This is a genomic window from Bacteroides sp. OM05-12, from assembly GCF_003438995.1.
Taxonomy (GTDB): Bacteria; Bacteroidota; Bacteroidia; order Bacteroidales; family Bacteroidaceae; genus Bacteroides.
Window position 1 is genome coordinate 53985 of the sequence record NZ_QSUN01000015.1, and the last position, 23187, is coordinate 77171.

Below are 23187 nucleotides of genomic sequence, written 5' to 3' on the forward strand. Positions count from 1 at the left end.
AGATTAACCTGAAAAAAAGATAACGGCCGCATTACCGTTTATCCTTATTCGGCGCTTTACAGAAACAGCCTTCCAAATGATCGTTCACAAAACCGGCTGCCTGCAAATGAGCATAACAGATAGTTGAGCCGAAGAACTTGAAGCCTCGCTTTTTCATGTCTTTGCTCATAGCATCCGATTCGGGAGATGTGGCAGGAATCTGGCTCAACGTCTTGAAATTGTTAACAATAGGCTGCCGATTAGGGAAGAACGATAAAGTGTACTCGTAAAAACTGCCGAACTCCTTCTGAACAGCCATAAACAGTCTTGCATTATTGATGGTGCAATTGATTTTCAGTCGGTTTTTGACGATTCCATCAAATTGCATCAATCGTTCGACGTCTTCTTGTGTCATTTGCGCCACTTTCTTCACATCAAAGTTGTGAAAGGCTTTCCGGTACCCTTCACGTTTTCGGAGGATAGTAATCCAAGATAATCCTGCCTGAGCACTTTCAAGTACCAGAAACTCAAATAGGGTTTTATCATCGGTAACGAGTTTGCCCCATTCTTCGTCATGGTATTTTACGTATAATTCATCCGTTCCGGCCCAACCGCAACGTGCATCTATCAGATCTTTCATATTCATATCAGTATATCGAACATATCGTGCAAATATACAAAAAAGGGTAGTTCTCACGAACAGACCCTCCTTTGATTATGCCTGTTTTATCCTTTATTTACAAATTAAACGACTCCAGCGTGCTAAACAATTCTTTAGGTTGGAGCGGTTTTGTCAGATACCCATTAAAGCCACTGGAAAGTATCCGCTTCCTGTCATCACTATAAGCAAAGGCTGTTACCGCTATGATAGGAACGTCCTTGGACATTTCCCGGATGGCGGCAGTAGCCTGATAACCGTCGCATTTCGGCATACGTATATCCATCAATATCCCATCCGGTGCCCCTTCCAAGAAAAGAGAGATTGCTTCCTCTCCATTCCACGCATGTATCAGGTCATATTTCTTTTCAAGTATAATCTCGAACAATTTATAATTATCTACCGTATCTTCCGCTATCAGTAACTTTTTCTTCTTTGTTGTTACAGGTATGGGAGCTTGAGCGGTGTTCTTTTCTTCCACTACCTCAATCGGCTTCTGTTCTTCTTCGGATTCGGGTACGGATTCAACAACATCCGCCTGTTCCAGTTTTACCGGAAGTGTAAACCAGAAAGTAGAACCTTTGCCTTGCTCGGAATCAACCCCTATTTCACCGCCCAACTTGTTCACGATGCTTTGGCAGATAGCCAATCCGAGCCCCGTACCTTGTTTGAACGTATCCAGCTTTACAAACCGGTCAAACACTTTCTGCCTTTCTTTTTCCGGAATGCCCATACCGGTATCTTTTACATAAAAGTACAAATTTTTACCCCGTTGTTCGTAGCCAAAGGTTATATCCCCTTTTTCCGTAAACTTCAAAGCATTGTTCAGGAAATTGTTTACCACCTGAGAAATGCGGTTACGTTCGGTGCGAATCACACACTCCGGCAGTCCGGGTATGAAGTTTATCGCGACATTAGGGTTTGAAGAGACTTTTAAACGGGTGGTTTGTTCCAAATCTCTCAACAAAGTATTTATATCTACATCCGACCAGTTAAACTCCAGTGTATCCGCCTCTATCTTGGACAAGTCCAGAATATCGCCGATCAATTGCAGCAGCAATTCATTGTTATGATGGATAATTTCTTTATAACTCTCCACCTCTTCAGGATTCTCCCCACTGGCAAGCAAATCGGAAAAGCCGACGATTGCATTGAGCGGAGTACGTATTTCGTGACTCATATTGGCAAGGAACGCAGATTTTAACTTGTCGGAACTTTCTGCTTTTTCCTTCGCCAATCTCAATTTTTCTTCCCCTTTTTTCTGCCCGTCAATATCAATATTAACCCCCAGCAAAACAATGTTTTCATTCTCCGGCTCAAATACCTGCTGCATGATATATTGTTTTATCCAATGGTAGTCACCGTTCACCTTCACACGCACATCTTTCTCCAAAGGTTCCATTTTATGAGACTTGGCCTGTCCCCAATAATCCATCAACGCCACCCTGTCTTCGGGGTGTACATTCTCAAAGTTAGAAAACAACGCCCGTATATTATCATTTTCTCTTCCGCCCAGATTGGCCAAATACTCAGGAGTAGATATCTGTTCATCTCTCAGGATATTGACCGCACCGAAACCGATATTAGACACCGAAGAAGCAAAACTTACCATATCATGGAACTGCTTGTTCTGGGTCAAAGTCTGGTGTATCAATGTATTATCCAACCATATCAGTACATAAGATTTAATATCCCCCTTTTGATTCAAGATGGAATCGACAATAAACCGGAAGAACTTCGGTTCCTTATGCTTACTTTTTATATAACATTCATTTATCTGTTCATAATCATACTTCACTTCTCCGAAGACAGGAGTTCCCTCCCTTGCCATCTGTTTATACTCATCGTTAATACACGGATTTCTAAAGAAGTTCAATTGCCCAAGAACTTTATCCCGGGAATAGACGCCCAGATACTCCAAATAAGTATCGTTTACTTCCTGTATAACTCCCGTATTATCGCAGATAGCACACCCTACCGGCAAGTTATTGAATACAGAGGCAAACTTCTGACTTGTCTGCTGTATGGACTTCTCCAAAACCTTCTCCTTACTGATATCATGTACGATCAATAAAACGAAGTCTTCTTTACCCAATTTCAGGAATGATCCGGAAAGCATGATATTATAAAGGCCTTTCGATTGAGTACGGCTAAAAATACTCATGGTAATCTCCACATTGGAGAAACGTCCCTTTTGGGCGAATGTCTCCCTCATCTTCATGCGTATAGGGCAAGACGCACAAAAGTCTTCCTTACCGCACCTACCCGCCTTATAGGAATATTTGCAGTCCAATGCCTCACCGAAACATTGTTTTTCTTCCGGTTCTTCTTTTCCATTCAAGAAATAATAGTTGGTTTTCCTTATATGGCTGGTACTGTCTATCAAAAAGAAGTAGGTTTGAGAATTATTCCAAATAGCATTATTGATAAGCGCATCCATCCTGCTTTTTCTTCTGCTTCTCAACAGATAGATGATAATACACAGCAACATTACAATGATATAAGATAAAACAGCAAACCACCCCGTTACAACGGGGGTAAAAGTCGCATTTAGTAAATGTGCACCCATATATTTCTATATTTCTTCTTCGTTTAGGGTTTAAAGATATATAATAAATTCCGTGTAATCAGCTTTTTTTAACTAAAATAAACGAGTTTTGTTCCTATTTTTATTCTATAAAAGGAATTTTTGCTCCTTTTATTTTATATAAACGTTAAATATTTTATTCTCTAAAACAACTATGTGGTGAAAACGTTAAATTGTAAGTACCTTTGCAATAGTTACTCATTTATATAAATTATATCATATGAAAAAACTTTTTAATATCCTCGTAATTTCCACCCTTGGCTTTGCAGCTTGTTCGGATGGTAATTCTTACAAAGTCATCGGAACGGTTGAAGGTGCAGCAGACGGTGACACTGTATACATACAAGAAGTGGTAGGCCGTGACTTACTAAAGACCGACACCGCGATTATCATCAGTGGAAAATTCTCTTTCAATGGGAAACAGGACTCTACGGTAAACCGTTACATCACATACGCTAAAGGAAACAACCAATATATTACCGACTTCTTCTTGGAGAACGGCAATATAAATGTCAATTTAGGTCCGGACAGCAAAGTGGCAGGAACGCCTACAAATAATACTTATCAGTCTTTCAAAGACAAGATGAATACTTTGCAGGAGGAACAAAACGGTATCTATGAATCACTTCAGGACACAACGCTGACGGTGGAACAACGGGATGCCAAGATTGCCGACATCGATGCTAAGGATGCAGAGATGACCGACGTTATCAGCGGAACGATCAAGGAAAACATCACCAATCCGGTAGGTGTTCACTTGTTGAGCCAGTTCAACTACATCATGGATTATGAAGATATAGAACCGTTGCTAGGTCAGATTCCGGAGCAATATCAGTCTAACGAGCGTTTGGCACGTTTGAAAGAACAGGTGGAAAAAGCCAAATCAACTGCCATAGGACAAAAATTCGTGAATTTCTCTATGGAGAATCCTGAAGGAAAAACCGTGCAACTATCCGACTTCATCGGTAAAAGCAAATATACTTTGGTGGATTTCTGGGCAAGCTGGTGCGGGCCATGCCGACGTGAAATGCCCAATCTGGTAAGTGCTTACAAGGAATACAAGGACAAGGGTTTGCAAATAGTAGGCGTATCACTCGACAGAGATGAAACATCATGGAAGGATGCGCTCAAGACGCTGAACATGACTTGGCCGCAGATGTCCGACTTGAAGTTCTGGAACTCCGAAGGTGCTCAATTATATGCCGTACGCAGCATTCCGTACACAGTGCTGATTGCACAAGACGGTACAATTGTAGCCAAAGGTCTACATGGAAAAGAATTGCAGGAGAAACTTGCCGAACTGCTGAATTAAACAAAGAATAGTACTTTCAAAAAGAGGCTGTTCTCAAAATATAACAGTCTTATTATTGAATCTGATTTTGGCGCGGAATTCTAAGTACCCGATAATATTTGCGGGAATTTTAGAATTCCGCGAATTTTATTCTTACGTTCTCTTTGTCATTATACCATGACTTACCGTCAACGACATAAACATCATGTAGCAGTCCGCCGACTTCATTCGCACCTTCACTGACCTTGTTTATGTTCATTGGGCAAAGACAGGAACTATTTATTTAAGGCGAAAGGATTAGAAAAAAGCATAGGGAAGCAACCAATCTATCACCCTTTTTGTTATCTTTGCGATACGATTACAAAAGACTCCATTGATATGACAGCAAACGACCTACTTCCGTTACGCAAGTTCCCCATCGGGATACAAAGCTTTGAGGATATTCGTGTAAAGCAGTTTCTTTATGTAGATAAATCCGCCTACGTCTACCGCATGGCAACGTATGGCAAAGCCTACTTTCTCGGTCGTCCGCGTCGTTTCGGCAAAAGTCTGCTGCTCTCCACTCTCGAATCCTATTTCTTGGGTAAGAAGCATCTATTTAAGGGTCTTGCCATCGAGCAGTGGGAAAAGGATTGGACGGTCTATCCCGTGCTGCACATGGATCTTAATGCCCGCAACTACATCAACGGCAATTCGCTGACTGAAATGCTCAATCAATACCTCGAGAAATGGGAAGCAGAATACGGCGACGAGAAGAAAGACCGCCAACCCGAAGAACGTTTTGCCTATATCATCGAGAAGATTTACCGTACGACAGGCAAACAAGTGGTTGTCCTCGTAGACGAATATGACAAGCCCATGTTGCAAGCCATCGGCAATGATGCACTCGGAGACGAATACCGCAATATGCTAAAAGCCTTCTATGGTGTACTAAAAAGTGCCGACCCTTACTTGCGCTTTGTCTTCCTGACAGGCGTAACCAAGTTCGGGCAAGTAAGCGTGTTCAGCGACCTCAATCAATTGAAGGACATCAGTATGGACGAGCGATATGCTACCATTTGCGGCATCACCGACGAGGAGATGGAAGCGAACTTCCGTCCCGACATGGAGCGCCTTGCTAAGAAAATGAACGTCGCCTACGAGGATATTCGCGACCGTATGCGTCGAACGTATGACGGTTACCAGTTCTGTCAGAACTCCGAAGGAGTCTATAACCCGTTCAGCGTGCTCAACGCCCTCGACTCGCAAGAGTTCTCCTACTATTGGTTTGCCACTGGTACACCGACCTTCCTCGTGGAGCTGCTCAAGGGTAGCGACTACGACCTTCGGGATCTGGAAGGCGTAGAGGTCACCGCCAACCAATTTGCAGACTATCGTGCGAAGGTGGAAGATCCTGTACCCGTCATTTATCAGAGTGGTTATCTGACGGTGAAGAAATATGATGAGGAATTCCAATTATATAAGTTGGGTTTCCCCAACGAGGAAGTGAAATATGGTTTTCTCAGTTTCCTGACACCATTCTATACAAACGTCAGCAAAGAGGAAAGCGTTTTCTACATTGGCAAGTTTGTTCGAGAATTACGGAGTGGTGATGCCGAAGCGTTCCTCACCCGTCTGCGGGCTTTCTTTGCCGACTTCCCCTACGAGCTCAACGATAAGACGGAACGGCATTATCAGGTGGTGTTTTACCTTGTGTTCAAGCTGATGGGGCAATTTGCAGATGTGGAAGTACGCAGTGCCCGCGGCAGAGCCGATGCTGTAGTGAAGACCTCCGATTATATCTACGTATTCGAGTTCAAGCTCAACGGTACGGTGTCCGATGCCCTGCGTCAGATAGACGAGAAGGGCTATCTCATTCCCTACACTGCCGACAGTCGTAAACTTGTGAAGGTGGGTGTTAACTTCAATGCGGAAGAACGTAATTTAGGCGATTGGGAGATTATAGAGGTGTAGCATCATCAACAACATTTCCCTCCCCCACATACGGTCCTCCTTTCACAATCATACGGTCCTTTGTTTACAAACTCCTATCGTTTGTAATCAACGGACCGTATGACGAATATTCCGTCGTCCTTTCTTTTTAATGTTAATGTAATACTACGGCAAAACATTTGTAATGCTCATGATGTTAATTTGTTATTTCAATTTAAGCAAAGAAATATAAACATCATGATTGGCATTTTCAATGATTGTTATCCTCCTATAATGGATGGAGTTTCACTTACAACACAGAATTACGCATACTGGTTAAATAAGAAAACCGGGAATGTTTGTGTAGTCACCCCTAAATTCCCGACATCCGATGACCATGAAGAATTTCCGATATACCGCTATTCCTCCATCCCTATCCCGATGCGTAAACCTTACCGACTAGGATTTCCGAGAATAGACTGGCCTTTCCACGAGCGGATCAACAAGCTATCTTTCGAGCTGGTACACGCCCATTGCCCGTTTTCATCGGGTACACTTGCCATGAAAATCGCTAAACAACAACACATCCCCTGCGTGGCAACTTTCCATTCCAAGTACCGTTCGGACTTTGAAAGGGCGATTCCCAACAAAACGATTGTCGATTATCTAATCCGGAACATCGTAAAGTTCTACGAGCAGGCGGATGAGGTATGGATACCGCAGGCGGCCGTGGAAGAAACGCTGCGTGAATACGGCTATAAGGGCAAAGTGGAAGTAGTGGACAATGGCAATGACTTTTCGGGCGCGGAGCTTACTCCCGAACAGAAAAATAAGGCACGGCGGATACTGAACATAGCCTCTCCCGAATTTGTGTTGCTATTCGTAGGTCAGCATATATGGGAAAAGAATCTTGAGTTTCTTTTGCGTGCATTGGCACTCCTTACCGACATCCCTTTCCGTATGTATTTCATCGGCACGGGATACGCTTCCGAGGAGATGAAGCAGCTGGCAGCCACTTTGGGGTTAAAGTCCAAAGTGACCTTCGTAGGTACGCTGACCAACCGCACCCGGCTAAAAAACTACTATACGGCAGCGGATCTGTTTCTGTTTCCCTCATTGTATGACAATGCGCCATTGGTGGTGCGAGAAGCCGCTGCATTGGAAACGCCGTCCGTATTATTAAGAAACTCCACCTCTTCCGAGATTATCATAGAAAACAAGAACGGGTTTCTTACAGACAACTCCATACAGGCATACGCCGGACGAATAAGAGAGCTATACGGTGCACCGCTGTTAATTGTCCGGACAGGCAAACAGGCTTCACTCACCATCGCCCGTTCTTGGAAAGACGTAACGGACGAGGTGTACGACCGCTATTCCAACTTGATACGAAGGAACAACCGCTAGAGCCGGATGGAAAAGTCAACAACAATCAAGATTGCCTACGTATGGATACCCGCATTAATCGGCTTGGGAGTTATCTCATGGATGTTTTCGAGGGAATTCAATGCAGACCTGTTCTCACAAGTCCGTTTTTCCGGTAAAATCATCTTCGGTATCCTGCTGGCATTCCTGTTTATGATGGGACGCGACATCGGGTTGATGTGGCGCTTCCGTCTGTTCTCAGGCAATTTCCTCACATGGAAACAGGCTTTTCATATCAACATCCTTTGCGAATTTACCTCCGCAGTCACCCCCTCTGCTGTGGGTGGAGGCAGTCTGATTCCTTTCTTTCTGAACAAAGAGGGTATCAATGCGGGAAAAAGTACGGCAATCACCCTTTCATGCTTGTTTTTGGATGAACTATTTCTCGTAGTGGCCTGTCCGTTGATACTCATGTTGATTCCGTTTGACGATTTATTCGGGACAAAGACCATTATCACCACGGGCACTAAGATACTGTTCGTCGCCATTTATGTACTTACCGCCCTTTGGACACTGATTCTCTATCTGGCACTGTTCAGGCATTCCGAACTGGTAAGGGCACTGTTTCTTAAACTCTTCCGCCTGCGTTTGCTACGGCGATGGTATCCCAATATCGTTTCATTGACGGATAATCTGGTGACAAGCTCGCACGAAATGAGCGACCGTCCTTTCTCTTTTTGGGCAAAAGCCTTCGGAGTAACCACTCTTTCATGGTGTTCGCGTTATCTGGTAGTCAACGCTCTTTTGCTCGCTTTTGCACTGTCCGACAATCACCTGCTTGCTTTTGCCCGGCAACTGATACTCTGGATTATCCTCATGATAAGCCCCACACCGGGTGGCAGCGGCATCAGCGAATATATGTTTACCGTATATTATGCAGACTTCTTTTCTATCGTGGGAATCGCGCTTATCGTTGCTTTCGTATGGAGATGTATCACTTACTACCCCTATCTCGTAGCCGGAATATTCATCCTTCCTCAATGGATTAAAAGAACCCGGTAAAGAACCTACAGCACACCGACTATCTCCAAATAAGCCGCCGGACTATATATTAAACCTTATCATTAACTAATTCCCTTATGAGAGAACACTATCATCCCCAAGAATATAATTATTATCAACGCTATTAAAACAAGGATGTTTTTTAATATCCTGCAACAACCATGACTCATTCTCTAATAGTTTTTCTATTCATCTGCAAAAGAAAGGCTTTAAATTAAAAACGGCAACAAAAGCAATCACCGGATTATACAAATCAATCCCTTTATTATATGAATCAATCCCGATATGCTTGCAGCATTTATAAGCATATTCTTTAATAAGAAACTGACATGCAAGTAGATAGTTGTTTTAATAAAAAAGCTGCTTCCTCAAAAAGAAAGCAGCTTCATTATACTTATATTTAAACTGATCAACTAAACCAGCGAACGTAGCAGAAATCCTGACGATGAGGAAGATCCGGGTTCTTAGGGAACATACGGAATGCTACTTTAAAACTACCGGCATTCTGCATACTGTGTTTCACTTGGAAGGTGTACAGATTACCGTCTTTCTTAACCAAGTCAAACGGCTCTACGGAGTAAACGTGTTGTTTACCTTCGGCATTGGTATAGATGGTAACCAATTCCAAACCTACCGCATCATTCAAGCCCTTTTCGTCGATAACATAAGTGATGGTATATTCTTTACCGCTTTCGATGCTGCCTTTAACGAGTTCTTCCGTCTTTTCACAAGAAACGATTTCGATAGAATCCCACTTCTCCACCACTTCTTCTTTCCATGCGGCTATCTCTTTTGCTTTCGCATAATTATCAGCAGCCAGCATACGGAAACGTTTCGCTTCTTTCGTATAGAACTTCCTGTAATAATCATCCAATTGACGCTTCATTGTATAATGAGGAGCGATCTGAGCGATTGAGTTCTTTACGCACTTGATCCATCCTTCGGAGTAGCCTTTCTTGTTACGTGCATAATACAACGGAAGTATCTCATTCTCAAGAATCGTATAGATAGTAGCTGCATCCAGCTGGTCTTGATGTTCCTGATTCTGGTACGTACGTTTCTCAGTTAATGCCCATCCGGCGCCTTCGCGATAACCTTCAAGCCACCATCCGTCGAGTACGGAGAAGTTCAAGACACCGTTCATCAACGCTTTTTCACCGGATGTTCCGGATGCTTCAAGCGGACGTGTCGGAGTGTTCAACCAGATATCCACACCACTTACCAAGCGACGTGCCAGTTGCATATCATAGTTTTCGAGGAAGATAATCTTGCCGAGGAATTCCGGACGACGGGAGATTTCAACAATACGTTTGATCAGTCCCTGACCTGCTCCGTCATGCGGATGCGCCTTACCTGTAAACAGGAATTGTACCGGATAGTTCGGGTTGTTTACAATCTTGGACAAACGGTCTAAATCCGTAAACAACAGATGCGCACGTTTGTAAGTAGCGAAACGACGTCCGAAACCAATCAACAATGCGTTAGGATTAATCTTTTCAACCAATGATACGATGCGTGAAGGATCTCCCTGGTTCTTCAACCATGTTTCGCTGAATTGCTTACGGATATAGTCTACGAGCTTATTCTTCATGGCAACACGTGTCTTCCAGATTTCTTCATCGGGCACATTATAGATAGCTTCCCAAATCTTCTCGTTAGACTGGTCATACAAGAAGTTTTCATTGAAATATTTAGCGTATAGCTGTTTCCATTCCGTAGAGCTCCAAGTCGGGAAGTGTACCCCGTTGGTTACATAACCTACATGGCTTTCTTCCGGGAAATATCCTTTCCAGATAGAAGAGAACATCTCCTGAGAAACCTTTCCGTGCAGCCAGCTCACACCGTTCACTTCCTGAGAAGTGTTGCAAGCGAATACGGACATACAGAAACGTTCGCCCTTATCACCCGGATTGTTACGTCCGAGATCCATCAAATCATCCCAAGTGATACCCATTCTTGCCGGATAACCACCCATATACTTACCGAACAGACCTTCGTCGAAATAGTCGTGTCCCGCAGGAACCGGAGTATGAACGGTATAAAGTGAAGATGCACGTACCAGCTCGATAGCCTGATCGAATGTAAGACCTTCGGCCACATAGTCACAGATACGTTGTACATTGATTAAGGCCGCATGACCTTCGTTACAGTGGTAAACGTCTTTCTTGATACCGAGTTTATTCAGTGTCAGCATACCGCCGATACCTAAAAGAATCTCCTGTTTCAAACGGTTTTCCCAGTCGCCTCCGTAAAGCTGATGCGTGATAGAACGGTCAAATTCACTGTTCATATCATTGTCCGTATCCAACAGATACAAAGAGATGCGTCCTACATTGACTCTCCACAAATAAGCGTGTACATAATAATCAAGGTAAGGAACATCTATCACCACTTGTTTGCCTTCCGCATCCAACACCTTGTCGATAGGAAGCTGACCAAAGTTCTGAGCTTCATAATTGGCAATCTGCTGACCGTCCATAGACAATGTCTGGGTGAAATAACCGTAACGGTAAAGGAAACCTACGGCACACAGGTCTACGTTACTGTCGGACGCTTCTTTCAAATAGTCGCCTGCCAATACGCCAAGACCTCCGGAATATATTTTAAGTACCTGATTCAAACCATACTCCATGCTAAAGTAAGCTACAGACGGACGAGTGCTGTCGGGCTTCACGTCCATATAATCTCTAAACTTAGCATAGACATCATTCATACGATTCAGAATAACTTTATCTTTCGACAAAGCCTCCAGTTTCTCATAACTCATGCGTTCAAGCAGCAATACCGGATTCTGACCGACTTCTTTCCATAAAGCGGGGTCCAAATCTCTGAATAACTCTGTAGCTTCATAATTCCAAGCCCACCAGATGTTGCGTGCTATCTCCGATAATTTCTCTAACTCTTCAGGAATACATGATTTAACCGTCACATCTTTCCAATTCGGAGTATTCACATTACTAACCTTGACTTTCATAATGTATCTAAATTATTTATTGATATAAATTCTTAATTGATCTGACGCTTCATCGCATTGCGCAAGGCAATGTCATAAGCCTCATAATAATATTGTATAAAATGTTTCCACAAAGCCTGTTCTGCAACGGCAGCGGCACGTTTGCGGATAGTCTCTATCTCTTTCGCAGTCTTACCGGAGTAAGCTGAAACCGTATCTTTTATCTCGTCCGCCACTTCCGAATAATTGTAGTCCGAACGGTGTATCACTTCTACCCCGTCATCCAGACCATTCTGATTCTTCAACGACTTCACCCATAACCCGAATCCCGCAAGATCGGTAGTTATCGTAGGTACGCGGAAAGCGACACTTTCCAGCGGAGTATATCCCCAAGGCTCATAATAAGAAGCGTAAACGCTCAAATCCTGTCCCAGTATCACATCGTAATACTCCTTATTGAAGATACCGTCTTTTCCATCAAGATAGCAAGGTACAAAAATCACCTTTACCTTATCTTGCGGACGATTGGCCATATCCAGATATTTCATGGTGTCGAGCACCTGATCATGGCTCATGTTGTGCAACCAATGTGTGATATAAGGAACTTCCAACGGGGTATCAAACTGATTCTTGCTCTTTAAACGCTCCTGCAAGTCGGCACGGGGCTCTCCCACCCAACCCGGGACGTTGATAAAGGCAAGTACGTTCTTTTTCAGGTTTTTGTCACGGCTCAAACGGTTCAAGGATTCCAAAAAGACATCAATCCCTTTATTCTTGAACTCATAACGCCCGCTCGTACCTATTATTAGCGTATCATCTCCCCAATCCGTTCCCAACAGTTTGTTGGCTACATTAAGCATTGCCGAACGTGCCCGCTTACACTTGTTCGTAAAAGTAGCTCCTTTCGGCACGAAATTATCTTCGAAACCGTTCATCAGGATTACATCCGCCGGCTTGTCCAACAACTCCTTACACTCATTATTCGTAATCTCGCTTACGGTGGTAAAGCAATCCACATAATGCGCCGTTTGCTTTTCAATGGAATGTTTGGACTCCATATTCAGCTCACGTGCCATCTGGTCGCCATCATAAGCGAAAAGATAATCATACAAAGGCTTATTGTTTCCGGCAATGGAACGCCCGATGGACGTGGCATGTGTCGTGAAAATCGTGGCAATCTCCGGTACATACGTCTGTAAAAACAGTGCGCCAAGTCCCGTCATCCACTCATGAGCCTGATAAACGACCTTATCCGTTTCCGTCAGATTATAACGGTAGAAGCTTTCCACTACCTTTGCGGCAGCCAAAGAAAACATACTGGCTTCATCATAATCACCGTATGCGTGCAATGAATCCACCTGATAGCGGTTCCACGCTTCCGTATAAATCTCGTTCTTATATTCAAAAAAAGGTTTGAAATCAACTAGAATAACAATCGGTTCTCCGGGAATGTTCCAACGCCCTACACGGACATTCAGTTTATCCGCTGCTTTCGCGTGTTCTTTCCATGCCCGGCACAAATTATCGGACTCTATGAAGAGCGGGTTTTCCTTATCCCGCCAAAAATCCGGACCAATAAATATCACTTTGTCGTGGAACTTATCTTGCAAGGTCTTGGCCCTCGTAGATAATACCGTATATATACCTCCCACCTTATTACATACTTCCCAACTCGCTTCAAAAATGTAATCGGGGATCATCAAATCTTTTACCATCTATATATTACTATACTATTTGAGAGTGCAAAAGTACACATTTTTAATGAAATAACTAAGCAAGCAACAGAAATTCTGCATAATAAATGAAAGTTAATGTTTTCATGTTACAATAAGAAGTCTGCCGAAAGTCCGAATAGCAAGGACTTTCGCCTAGCCGACAATATTGATGCGACTTTTACCGCCGGAAATCCTGACCACTTGAATCTGTGTCGTAATCCGTTCGATCATTTCCGCCACGTGGGAGATTACACCAATCTTCCGTCCTTGTGTCTGTAGGCGCTCCAAAGCGTCCATTGCAATGCGCAACGTGTCCATATCCAGAGAGCCGAATCCTTCGTCGATAAACAGCGATTCCACATTCATCCTGTTGGAAGACAAGGAGGACAATCCCAACGCCAATGCCAGTGAGATAAGGAAAGATTCTCCGCCCGACAGGGAATGCACGCTCCGCACCTCGCCCATCATATCCATATCCGCTATCTGCAAAGCAAGCGTGTCGGGTATCCGTTGCAGTTCATAGCGTTTGGACAGCACTTTCAGGTGCTTATTGGCGTACACCAACAGCACATCCAACGTATATCCCTGCGCTATTTCCTTAAACTTGTTCCCGGTTTGCGAGCCAAACAGCTCATTCAGTTTAGCCCAGTGCTCATAAACCGAGGTTTTCTCTTCGAGCTCTTTCTCGAAATCTTTGATGCGTTGCTTACCTTTCCGGTGATTATCCAGCATCATCTCTATCTGCGTATGGCGGGCCAATTGCTGTTCCTTATCCGTCTGACAGGCAGTCAGGCGTGCTTCCAACTCTTCTTTCCGTTCACCTTCTTCCGGCTTCCGCTCCGACTGCCGATGTTCCATTAGTTTCTGCCGCCGCTCCGCCAATACCGCCCGGAGGGATGTTTGGCGTTCTTTCACCTCATCCAATATCTTCTTCTCACCGGCAATCCATGCAGCATCTTTGAACAACAGCCGTATCAGCTCGTCTTTCGTCCCGATAAGTTCCTGCCGTCCCAACCAAACATCTAGTTCTTGCGTCTTTTCCTGCTCAACAAGGGTAAGCCGCGACTTCTCTTTCTCTATCTGGCTTATCCTGCCTTTATACGATTCCAGATCCACCGATAGTTTATGATGCGCCTCTCTTGCCTCGGCGAGTTCTTTCTCTATTTCCTTCTGCTTTTGATGGCAAGTATTTACAACATCCGCCGTCGGTTTTCCGTCCAACAGTGACGCACGCTCTTTCGTAAGCCCGGCAAGTTCCGCCTGCAAAGCCTCCATCTTCTTTTTCACGCTTCCTTCCGATTCTTCAAGCCCTTTGCGTTCCACCTTCAGACTCTCCTGACGGGTCTGCATCCGTGATAGCCGTTCCTTTATATCCGTCTGCTTCTCCATTTGTTTTTTCCATTGGTCGCCGAAGTTCAATATCTGTTGTTTCAGTTTGCCTTGTTCCAACGATGCCTCCCAACCGGGTAATATCGAAACATACGTGCTTATACTATCCAGTGTTTCCGATATATGCCGCTCATAGTTCTCTACCACGGCAGACAGACGGGTGATGTCTGTCTTTCGTTTCTCTATACCGATTTCCTGACGGCCGATTGCTCCCGCCACCTCTTCTTTTGCTTGGTTCAGTTCCTTTTCTTGCAGAGACTGCACTTTATCCGCATATTGCAACGGATGATGTACACTCCCGCATACCGGACACGGCATGCCCTCCTTCAGTTCCTTGCGAAGTTCCACAATTTCCGCAGGCAGCAATTTATTCAACCGTTCGGCTTCTGCTTTCAACTCTTTCAGACGCTTTTCTTCCGTCTCCAAAGCCGCTTTGTTACGTTCCGACAGCTGCTTGTTGGACTCCTTTTGCTTTACCGATGTTTCCCAATCCGACAAGAGATTGACGATGAGCGATACATTGGGAATCAGTACGGCATACTTATCGCGTTCTGCGAACCACACCGTTATTCCCTCTTCCTCTTTCTTATAATTATCAAGCTGCAACGCACCGTCTTTAATGGCTTGCTCCACCTGAACCCTGCGCCCGCCGAATGAATCATATTCTTTTTTCTCGCCGTCAAACTGCTTTCTCCGCTCCGCCAGTTGCACGTCCAGCTCTTTTGCCTTATTGATTTGCGGTTCCAGTCGTCCATAATAAGTCTGAAAATCCGCCTGCTCCTTCACCGCCGCTTCTTCCCGTGCACGGGCTGCCGACAACTGTCCGACGCTTTCCGACAAGACTTTCTTCAACTCCGACAGACTGCTTTCCGTATCGCCCAACTGCTTCTGCGTATTACGCAATTCGGTAAAAGTGTCCCGAACCTCCTGTGTATATTCTATGCGTTTCAGCTCCTCGTAGCGGGGCTTCAACTGTTCCATCTCTTCCTGCACCGCCTGCAAGTCTTTCTCCGCCTGCACCTTGCTCTGTTCCAGCGTATCATTATCCGCTATCCATTTGAGCCGGACGGAAAGCTGCTCCTCTTCCTTTTTCAATGCGGACAGATTCAGGGCAATCCGTTGCATCTCTCCGTTCAGTTCCGCCTGCTGTTCATCGGAAAGCAGCTCTATATCCTTTATCCGTTCTTGCAGGCGGGCATATTCGGCTTGCGCCTGCTTTGTCTTTTCATAGATGGAAGCGGATATACGGGAATATACCTCCGTACCCGTGAGCTTCTCCAGAATCTCGGCTTTCTCGGTCTGCCGTGCTTTCAGGAAAGTGGCGAAATCACCTTGCGCCAACAATACCGAACGGTTGAATTGTTCGAATGACAATCCTATCAACTCGGATATCCTACCCAGCAACTCGGTCTTTGTGCCCTGTTCCTCTGTGCCCCTCGACAGATTATGCAGCATCATTTCCACTTTTTGAAGCGAACCTTCCACCTTACCTCTGGAGCGTCTCACTATCCATTTGGAACGAAACGTCTCTCCCGTCAACGCGATAAAATCCACCTCGGCATATCCGTCCGCCGTGCCTCTGCGCAACACCGAACGGCTATCATTTTGCGATATGCTCCTATCCTGTACATCCGGCACATTCACATTGCTTTCTTTCGCTTTGTTCATACGCGGCGTACAGTCAAACAGTGCCAGGCAAAGAGCATCCAGCAAAGTGGATTTGCCCGACCCCGTATGTCCCGTAATGGCAAAGATACCGGATGACTTCAACGGTTCCCGTGTGAAATCTATTTCAAACTCTCCTTCCAAAGAAGCAAGATTCTTTCCTCTGATAGCTACTATTTTCATTCCCTTACCTCCTCTATCACCGTTTTCAACAACTTCTTCATGGATTCGGGCATATCCTCTCCCCCATATTTCCGTTTATACACATCCATCGCAATGTCCATCGGATGAATCGTTTGCAGCTCTTCATACGTCAGTGTCTTCAACCCACCGTCCATTCGCAAAGGCAACACGGCAGCTATACGGGCAAGGCGCACCGCTTTGCCTTTCAAGGCTTCCTCTATCTTATATTTATAGGTAGGTTCGGGTTCGCTCATCCATACTTTTATCTCCAGATAAGGCGACTCGCCGTTTGCCTCTCCATCCGGTAGCAAGGCTATTTCTTCCAATACCTCTTCCAAAGGCTTTGCCTGTGACGGAATGCTCATCAGCTGCACCGGAGGTTCAAACTCCCGTCTTTCAATCTGCACATCGCCATCTTTACAATCCACGACGACCACCCCGTGACGGTAATTCTTCTCCGCAAAAGACATGGGAATGGGCGACCCCGCATAGCGCACATTCTCTCTGCCGGACACCCGTTGCGCCCGATGCAAATGCCCCAAAGCAGTATAAACAATATTCCGGTCGAAGGCATCAGGCGAAACAGATTCCAGTCCGCCGATAACGGTACGTTCCGAACGGTCATTCTCTGATATTTCCGAGCCGGTAGCTTGCAGATGCCCCATTGCAAAGACCGGTTTGCCCAGCCCTTTCACAGCATCATATAAAGCATGATACATAGCCTGTACTCCCTGCGCATACGTTTCCGAAGCCGGATAATCCCCCTGCCGCAAATAGGGCACAGCCAGACAATAGGCTTCTGTTTCATTGTTTATCCGAACGGGAATAATCAGGTGTTGCCAATCGATATTCCCCTCGCTATCTCTCCTCACCACACCGCGCACGCTTACATTCATGCCCTCCAGCAACGGATTGGGAGCTTCCAGCCGTGCCGCCGAATCATGGTTTCCGGCAATGATGATAATCTGTAAGGAAGGGTTCTCCTGCGTCACCTCACGCAGAAAAGTATAATATAACCGTTGGGATTCCGCCGAAGGGTTCGGGCTGTCGAATATGTCTCCCGCTATCAGCAAGACGTCAATATCCAGCTCCCTAAGTTGCTCTCTCAACCAGTTCAGGAAACGGATATGCTCGTCCCTGCGGTCATATTCAAAAAAGGTCTGCCCTAAATGCCAGTCGGCTGTATGAAGGAGTTTCATGTATGCTTTCGGATTGATTATGGTGAGCAAAGATACATAATAAAAATAAGACTGTAACAAAACAGAAAAAGGAGATCATAAGCAAACTATTTAAATAATTATTTAACTTTTATCATTGTGCTTTACTTCTTTAAATGCTAAGGTCCTTTTGATAATCTCTAATTAAATCCTCCAACTTCTGTTGAAATTGTTCTATATTGGCTTGGAAAGCATTAATTTCAAAACAATAGTAACGTTGTTGGTCGTGTAATACCTCATTAGAAAACTCTTGCCTATGGTGATAGTCTTCCCATGCAGGTTTCATCAGATAAACATCTGCTTCTTTTTCATTTGGCGTAGAATACCATTGAAAATAATATCTTTGGAAATCATAGCCATCATAGGCAAAATTAATATCCATTCCAAAGAGTAATTTAATCCCGCGACAATTCTCTAGATCAGGATTTTGGAACGAAATATTTATCTTATCTGAGAAAAGGAAATCGGTTCTGGGATTCAAAATGTAATATTTCCAAAAAGCCCGTGCTCCGGATGGATGTAACATCGCGCTACCATGACAATACTTACTATCAAAAAACATACTACAGCCAGACACAGCATTGGTAAAAATATCGTGTCTGACTAAAAATTCTTTGGCATATTTCTTCTTTACGTCTTGGTCATTAGAAATAAAATTTGAATAGTCATAACTTAGAACATCGTTAAAAAGCAATAAGTGATGGTTTTGCCAATAGAATTCCTTCTTCAAAAGTCTTTCACGCCATGAGCTCGAATTATTGTCGTATATCGTATACCAATTATCTTTAAACAGTACAATATATCGACGAAGGAGAAACGATTCTTTTAAATAATCCTCTGTCACCCCATTATTATTGAAATAGACTTGCGTGTGCTGCCATTTTGTATTGAAATCGCTCCAGTCCTCCTTACCTTCAGCATCTGTAAACAAAAAGCGTATAGCACCTTTAAAGAATGCATATCTCTCTGCATCTATAATTTCCGGATGATTGTTGAGATTCCTGGCCTTCTGCTGCTCTTCATACATCTGTTCCTTATTATTGGGCCATTCATAAGTATCTCTACTTAAATAATTTAAGATATCATGGGAGTGTTCACCGAGTGTATTAATCAATTTAAGGGTTGGAACAAAACCAATATAATTCTCACATAAATTCCAAACGACACGCTTCCATTCTTCAAAAGTTTTTTTATCATATCCATCTGCTTCAAAATAACAACAAAAAGCAAAGAAAACCAGGTGTTGTTTCTCTGTAATCTCAGTAACGTTGTGATCTTCGTCATAGGTAGGAACAAATTGAAACATTTCCCAGGAACATGAAGTATCAATAATACCTGCACTACAGAGACGGTCAAGAATAATCTCTAATTTTCCAATCGTTGATTTCGTAAAAATAGTGTCATATATGTCAAAAGAATGATATTCTTCCAATATTTGCTGAACCTTTTCTTTTGCTTCGTCTTCATTGTAACGCAAATAACACTCATTAGATGTAAAACGCCGGATAAAGGTGAAGTATATATCATCTATCGCAACATCCTCTTGATTCATTGATTTGTAAGGCCAAAAGATATCTGTCCATTCCACATCCATTTTTCCTGCAAATCGTATGGCATACTTTTCGTCACACACCAACTTCACATGCTCTGTCAGTTCTGCCTTGAAATTTTCAAAATCAGATAGCTGCCTACCGCGAGCATTCATTTTGACATATAATTCATCACTATCATTCGTACTTACCTTGAGTTTATAGAAAGACAATTGGTTGGTAGTGGTCAGTGTCTGCCACATCTCATTGAAATCACAATCGGTAAATACTTCATCCAAACCATCGGGTATGTACTGTCCTTCTTTATCGGATGTACGTGTTCCGCATATCATGTTTATCATAGCCATTATTGTAGGATCTTGCTTATAATGATGATAGAACCACGTTTGCTGCATAATCCAATTTTTTAAAGGTATGATAGCATCATTCTTATTATTATTTATCTCTATCGGCTGAGGCATTAAAGAACATAATGCTTCACAAAACTGTGTAGATGATATACGGGTTTCGTAGGCAAAGTTTATAAGTTTCTCTCTGACTTCTTCCAATATCTCCGATTTGTATGCCACATACCAATGGAGCAACCATAATGTTGTTAACCGTTGCTGTCCATCTAACGGAACGAAACGTGTTTCTTCATCTGCTCCGTATACAAAGTCCATTGTCAGTGGTTTATTTACATCCAACAATGCCGACTTGATAGTTTCGAGAAAATTACAACGTAGATATTCTTTCCCTATACGGCCCTGCGCATAGTCGCGTTGAATGGTGGGGATTACTATTTTTTTACCGCTTGTGATTAATGACCAAAATGTTATCGGTTGTTCCATTTCAATTCGTATTTAACAAGTTATACCAAAATCTTTCAGGCAGTCGTATATTGCCTTTTTATACGCCTTAGCGTCTTCTTTTGTCCATTCTCGCGGAGAAGTCGACCGGGTAGTATATGCCTTAAGGAAAGCATTGATTGTACAAACAGGAACGTATGCTATCGTTGTGTCTTCTACTTTCTCTGTTAAGTCATCATTGAGAATAAATTTCTTCCCTGATTCTTTACCTATAATAACACGGCGTTTTACAGGAAATATCGAATTACCATAACTGCGATTAGTGCTTTGATCCAAAAGACAAAAATTCCATATTTGATTTTTATCTTCGTCATCTTCCAGGCGTTCTGTCTTATCTATTTCTTTTGCCTGAGCAGCATTCAAATCCTTCCGTAGCGTTTCAAAGTTATTCGAATCATTTCCCTCAATAAATAATTTAATCCTACTTTTGAAATCTTCACCTATTTGAGAATCAAGCAAAAAAGTCTTCAACCACTCTTTTTGTGACTTGATGTTATCCAAAGGATTATCAGTATTAGAGGATATATGCTCTACATCCCATTTTTCTTTCTTAAGTAAATGGAACGGAAATTTATGTACAATCTGAGTATTCGATATTTTCTCCATGTTGCGATTGCGCACCAGTATTGTTTCAATATTAAACAAAACGAGAACAGGTTTGCACCCTACTTTTTGTGGACAGCCCTTCAGTTCATAAGTCTCGTTTAGATCAGAACATTTAGTCACAACGTCTTTGATACGCTTTTTTATCTCATCTTTAAAACTGTCGATTGTCTTTGCAGGTTCCATCCAGAACTGCAAAAGTTCATGTATCACATCCTTACCCTTATTCTCATAAAAAACGAGATATCCGATATAATGATATAATTCTATTTCGTTAAACCAATGGCAAAAAATATTATAAATCATCTCGACCTTTCTCCATATCAAAGTGAATGCATCTTGCTTTCTATCTTTGAAATACTCATGGAAATAGCGGAAGGTAGAATATTGATCATTACCAATTACATCTTCATTAGGAGTAAAATCTAAAAGTTGCATATCTTTGATTATCTCAAAGATAAAATCAACACGGGTAGGTCTGTTATCATCTTCCGGACGTAGGAAATACCAAAATGCATCATCTTGGAATGTACTTTCGATAGAATTCCATTCAACAGCTACATTTTTCTGCATCAAAGTACTCTCCATATCAAAATTACCTTTTCGCAAAAGCAGGGCTTTTATGAGTTCGGCATTTGTCAATGATATTTTGTCTTTATTCAAACGAATAAATGTACGCACTTCATCATCCGGTGTCTCGAACCAAATGAACTTTATATGCTTACCGGGAAGTTTATCATAAAGCATTTTTAGAAATTTATCCTTAACATCAGAATGATTTTCAAACCACTTTTCAATAGACTGATACGTTTGATTTACATGGTATTGATCAATATTTGAATCATCGTCGGTCAGGATTAATTGCTGTTTTGGCCGCGACTCATATTTTATTTGATAATGTTTCCCTTGGGGCTGCAAATAGTTTAGCAAAATGGCAATAGTCGTAAGACGTTGCTGCCCATCGACCACATTCCAGTATACACCATTCTCTTTTACGACTAATGGTTGCAATGAATAAGATTGTCTGTCATTTCCAAGAAACTCCAGTAAATCACTCAATAAGTCAATCACATTAACTTTCTGCCAACGATATCCCCTCTGGTATTTAGGAACCATAAAGGGTTTATGGTCAAATAAATCAGCAATAGTTTTTTCATCATTCATAATATTCTTATAATTTTCCGTAATAATAATTCATCCATCCCTGCCATACATCTTCCGTTGCACTATTATCCATAATAATTTACTTTTTATAATATGCCAGTATATTTTCTGTGAAACAACATATCTCATCTTGTACGGATTTCGGTTCGAGCACCTCTATTTGGTCTGCCTGAAGCAACAAAGCCTGAAAAAATTCATAGTTGGGACGAACATGATACTCATACGTCGTTGAGTCATCATCGCTGTCAATTTCTCTTTGCGATTTGTGAATAGGTAATGTGGAAAGATATTTACGTGAATAGGCATAAGCCTTGATCACTACCCTTTGGATGGGAATCTCCTTGTCCGCTATGATACCAACACATCCCTCGAAGAATTCATTCATGTTGAAATCCTTCGGCATCTTAAATTTTTCATCCAACACTTCAATATCCAGAATACGGTCTAAGGCATATATGCGTATTTGGTCATAGTATGTAGTACGTCCAACGAGATACCATCTGCGATTGTAAACCTTGACAGAATATGGCTCCACCCTAAAAGTGCTGGGGTAACCATGTTCGAAACCTTGATGGGTAATTTCCAACACACTGTCGTAGCGCATTGCTTCGAGAATGCGTGTTAGAAACCGACTGCCGGAAGGAATATCTTCAAACTGAATGCGCCCTTCCAAACTTTTGTCGGCCTGAAGTTGGTTGAGCGTGGCGTACGAATCTATAAGCCATGAGCGCAGACGATCTCCCTCCAATGATTCCGGAGCATCAATATAATATTTGTAGCCATCTTTGGCATCACATTCAATGGATACATTGAAGATATCAGCAATGGCTTTTTTGTGGTTCATGAATGTGCGCCATGGTAAGTCATCACCATAACCAAGATTACTCCGTTTCCAAAGTTCGTTGATTTCAGCGTAAGTGATGCGTCCACGACTTCGAATGGTATCTATCAACCACACATATCGACCAAACAGATTAGAATTTACCGCCATAATTATGAAATATTTTATTTCTGTGTATAAAGATAATTATTCTCTATAAAAGAATA

At 42.9% G+C, this 23187-nt stretch carries 14 protein-coding genes; 4 read left to right on the top strand and 10 right to left on the bottom strand.

Annotated features, from left to right (window positions below):
* Window positions 1–31: 31 nt before the first annotated feature.
* Together DXB63_RS12040 and DXB63_RS12045 are read right to left on the bottom strand one after the other, a co-directional pair.
* Window positions 32–619, bottom strand: a complete 588-nt coding sequence (locus DXB63_RS12040) for a DNA-3-methyladenine glycosylase I (protein ID WP_122126695.1) — start codon at window positions 617–619, stop codon at window positions 32–34.
* 97 nt (window positions 620–716) lie between these two features.
* Window positions 717–3206, bottom strand: coding sequence for a PAS domain-containing hybrid sensor histidine kinase/response regulator (locus DXB63_RS12045; protein WP_122126668.1), 2490 nt, complete (start codon window positions 3204–3206; stop codon window positions 717–719).
* A 238-nt stretch (window positions 3207–3444) separates the two neighbouring features.
* Between DXB63_RS12045 and DXB63_RS12050 the strand changes: the two genes are divergently transcribed.
* A complete protein-coding gene (locus DXB63_RS12050; protein ID WP_122126669.1) occupies window positions 3445–4536 on the top strand; it encodes a TlpA disulfide reductase family protein in 1092 nt (363 codons plus the stop codon).
* A gap of 109 nt (window positions 4537–4645) precedes the next feature.
* Here DXB63_RS12050 and DXB63_RS18355 read toward each other — a convergent pair whose 3' ends face one another.
* On the bottom strand, window positions 4646–4774 hold the full coding sequence (locus DXB63_RS18355; protein WP_255420011.1) for a hypothetical protein: 129 nt from the start codon (window positions 4772–4774) through the stop codon (window positions 4646–4648).
* A gap of 119 nt (window positions 4775–4893) precedes the next feature.
* Here DXB63_RS18355 and DXB63_RS12055 point away from each other — a divergent pair, with 119 nt between their 5' ends.
* The 3 genes from DXB63_RS12055 (at window position 4894) to DXB63_RS12065 (ending at window position 8853) form a co-directional block, all read left to right on the top strand.
* Window positions 4894–6468 carry an ATP-binding protein gene (locus DXB63_RS12055; protein ID WP_122126670.1) on the top strand — a complete coding sequence of 525 codons (1575 nt, stop codon included), beginning with the start codon at window positions 4894–4896 and terminating at the stop codon, window positions 6466–6468.
* Between the two features lie 216 nt (window positions 6469–6684).
* Window positions 6685–7833 (top strand): glycosyltransferase, encoded by a 1149-nt coding sequence (locus DXB63_RS12060; protein WP_122126671.1) that lies wholly within the window; start codon window positions 6685–6687, stop codon window positions 7831–7833.
* 6 nt (window positions 7834–7839) lie between these two features.
* Window positions 7840–8853, top strand: a complete 1014-nt coding sequence (locus DXB63_RS12065) for a lysylphosphatidylglycerol synthase transmembrane domain-containing protein (protein ID WP_122126672.1) — start codon at window positions 7840–7842, stop codon at window positions 8851–8853.
* Between the two features lie 409 nt (window positions 8854–9262).
* Here the strand turns inward: DXB63_RS12065 and DXB63_RS12070 are convergent, their stop codons facing one another.
* The 7 genes from DXB63_RS12070 to DXB63_RS12100 all read right to left on the bottom strand — a co-directional run bounded on the left by DXB63_RS12070 (window position 9263) and on the right by DXB63_RS12100 (window position 23131).
* Window positions 9263–11827: a glycosyltransferase family 1 protein gene (locus DXB63_RS12070; RefSeq protein WP_122126673.1), complete on the bottom strand. Its 2565-nt coding sequence runs from the start codon at window positions 11825–11827 to the stop codon at window positions 9263–9265.
* Between the two features lie 32 nt (window positions 11828–11859).
* Window positions 11860–13521: a glycogen/starch synthase gene (locus DXB63_RS12075; RefSeq protein WP_122126674.1), complete on the bottom strand. Its 1662-nt coding sequence runs from the start codon at window positions 13519–13521 to the stop codon at window positions 11860–11862.
* Window positions 13522–13674: 153 nt separating this feature from the next.
* Entirely contained in the window at window positions 13675–16758 is a 3084-nt protein-coding gene (locus tag DXB63_RS12080) for an AAA family ATPase (protein ID WP_122126675.1), read from the bottom strand.
* A complete protein-coding gene (locus tag DXB63_RS12085; RefSeq protein WP_122126676.1) occupies window positions 16755–17957 on the bottom strand; it encodes an exonuclease SbcCD subunit D C-terminal domain-containing protein in 1203 nt (400 codons plus the stop codon). Before DXB63_RS12085 ends, DXB63_RS12080 begins: the two co-directional genes overlap by 4 nt.
* A 130-nt stretch (window positions 17958–18087) precedes the next feature.
* Window positions 18088–20355 carry a DUF262 domain-containing protein gene (locus DXB63_RS12090; protein ID WP_122126677.1) on the bottom strand — a complete coding sequence of 756 codons (2268 nt, stop codon included), beginning with the start codon at window positions 20353–20355 and terminating at the stop codon, window positions 18088–18090.
* Between the two features lie 12 nt (window positions 20356–20367).
* Window positions 20368–22140: a DUF262 domain-containing protein gene (locus DXB63_RS12095; RefSeq protein ID WP_122126678.1), complete on the bottom strand. Its 1773-nt coding sequence runs from the start codon at window positions 22138–22140 to the stop codon at window positions 20368–20370.
* Window positions 22141–22219: 79 nt separating this feature from the next.
* Window positions 22220–23131: a YafY family protein gene (locus DXB63_RS12100; protein ID WP_199604193.1), complete on the bottom strand. Its 912-nt coding sequence runs from the start codon at window positions 23129–23131 to the stop codon at window positions 22220–22222.
* Window positions 23132–23187: the final 56 nt, after the last annotated feature.

Bases quoted from the DNA above. Each gene is read 5' to 3' on its own strand.
- DXB63_RS12080 (WP_122126675.1), bottom strand. From the start codon at position 16,758: ATGAAAATAGTAGCTATCAGAGGAAAGAATCTTGCTTCTTTGGAAGGA.
- DXB63_RS12060 (WP_122126671.1), top strand. From the start codon at position 6,685: ATGATTGGCATTTTCAATGATTGTTATCCTCCTATAATGGATGGAGTT.
- DXB63_RS12065 (WP_122126672.1), top strand. From the start codon at position 7,840: ATGGAAAAGTCAACAACAATCAAGATTGCCTACGTATGGATACCCGCA.
- DXB63_RS12070 (WP_122126673.1), bottom strand. From the start codon at position 11,827: ATGAAAGTCAAGGTTAGTAATGTGAATACTCCGAATTGGAAAGATGTG.
- DXB63_RS12045 (WP_122126668.1), bottom strand. From the start codon at position 3,206: ATGGGTGCACATTTACTAAATGCGACTTTTACCCCCGTTGTAACGGGG.
- DXB63_RS12090 (WP_122126677.1), bottom strand. From the start codon at position 20,355: ATGGAACAACCGATAACATTTTGGTCATTAATCACAAGCGGTAAAAAA.
- DXB63_RS18355 (WP_255420011.1), bottom strand. From the start codon at position 4,774: ATGAACATAAACAAGGTCAGTGAAGGTGCGAATGAAGTCGGCGGACTG.
- DXB63_RS12040 (WP_122126695.1), bottom strand. From the start codon at position 619: ATGAAAGATCTGATAGATGCACGTTGCGGTTGGGCCGGAACGGATGAA.
- DXB63_RS12085 (WP_122126676.1), bottom strand. From the start codon at position 17,957: ATGAAACTCCTTCATACAGCCGACTGGCATTTAGGGCAGACCTTTTTT.
- DXB63_RS12100 (WP_199604193.1), bottom strand. From the start codon at position 23,131: ATGGCGGTAAATTCTAATCTGTTTGGTCGATATGTGTGGTTGATAGAT.
- DXB63_RS12075 (WP_122126674.1), bottom strand. From the start codon at position 13,521: ATGGTAAAAGATTTGATGATCCCCGATTACATTTTTGAAGCGAGTTGG.
- DXB63_RS12095 (WP_122126678.1), bottom strand. From the start codon at position 22,140: ATGAATGATGAAAAAACTATTGCTGATTTATTTGACCATAAACCCTTT.
- DXB63_RS12050 (WP_122126669.1), top strand. From the start codon at position 3,445: ATGAAAAAACTTTTTAATATCCTCGTAATTTCCACCCTTGGCTTTGCA.
- DXB63_RS12055 (WP_122126670.1), top strand. From the start codon at position 4,894: ATGACAGCAAACGACCTACTTCCGTTACGCAAGTTCCCCATCGGGATA.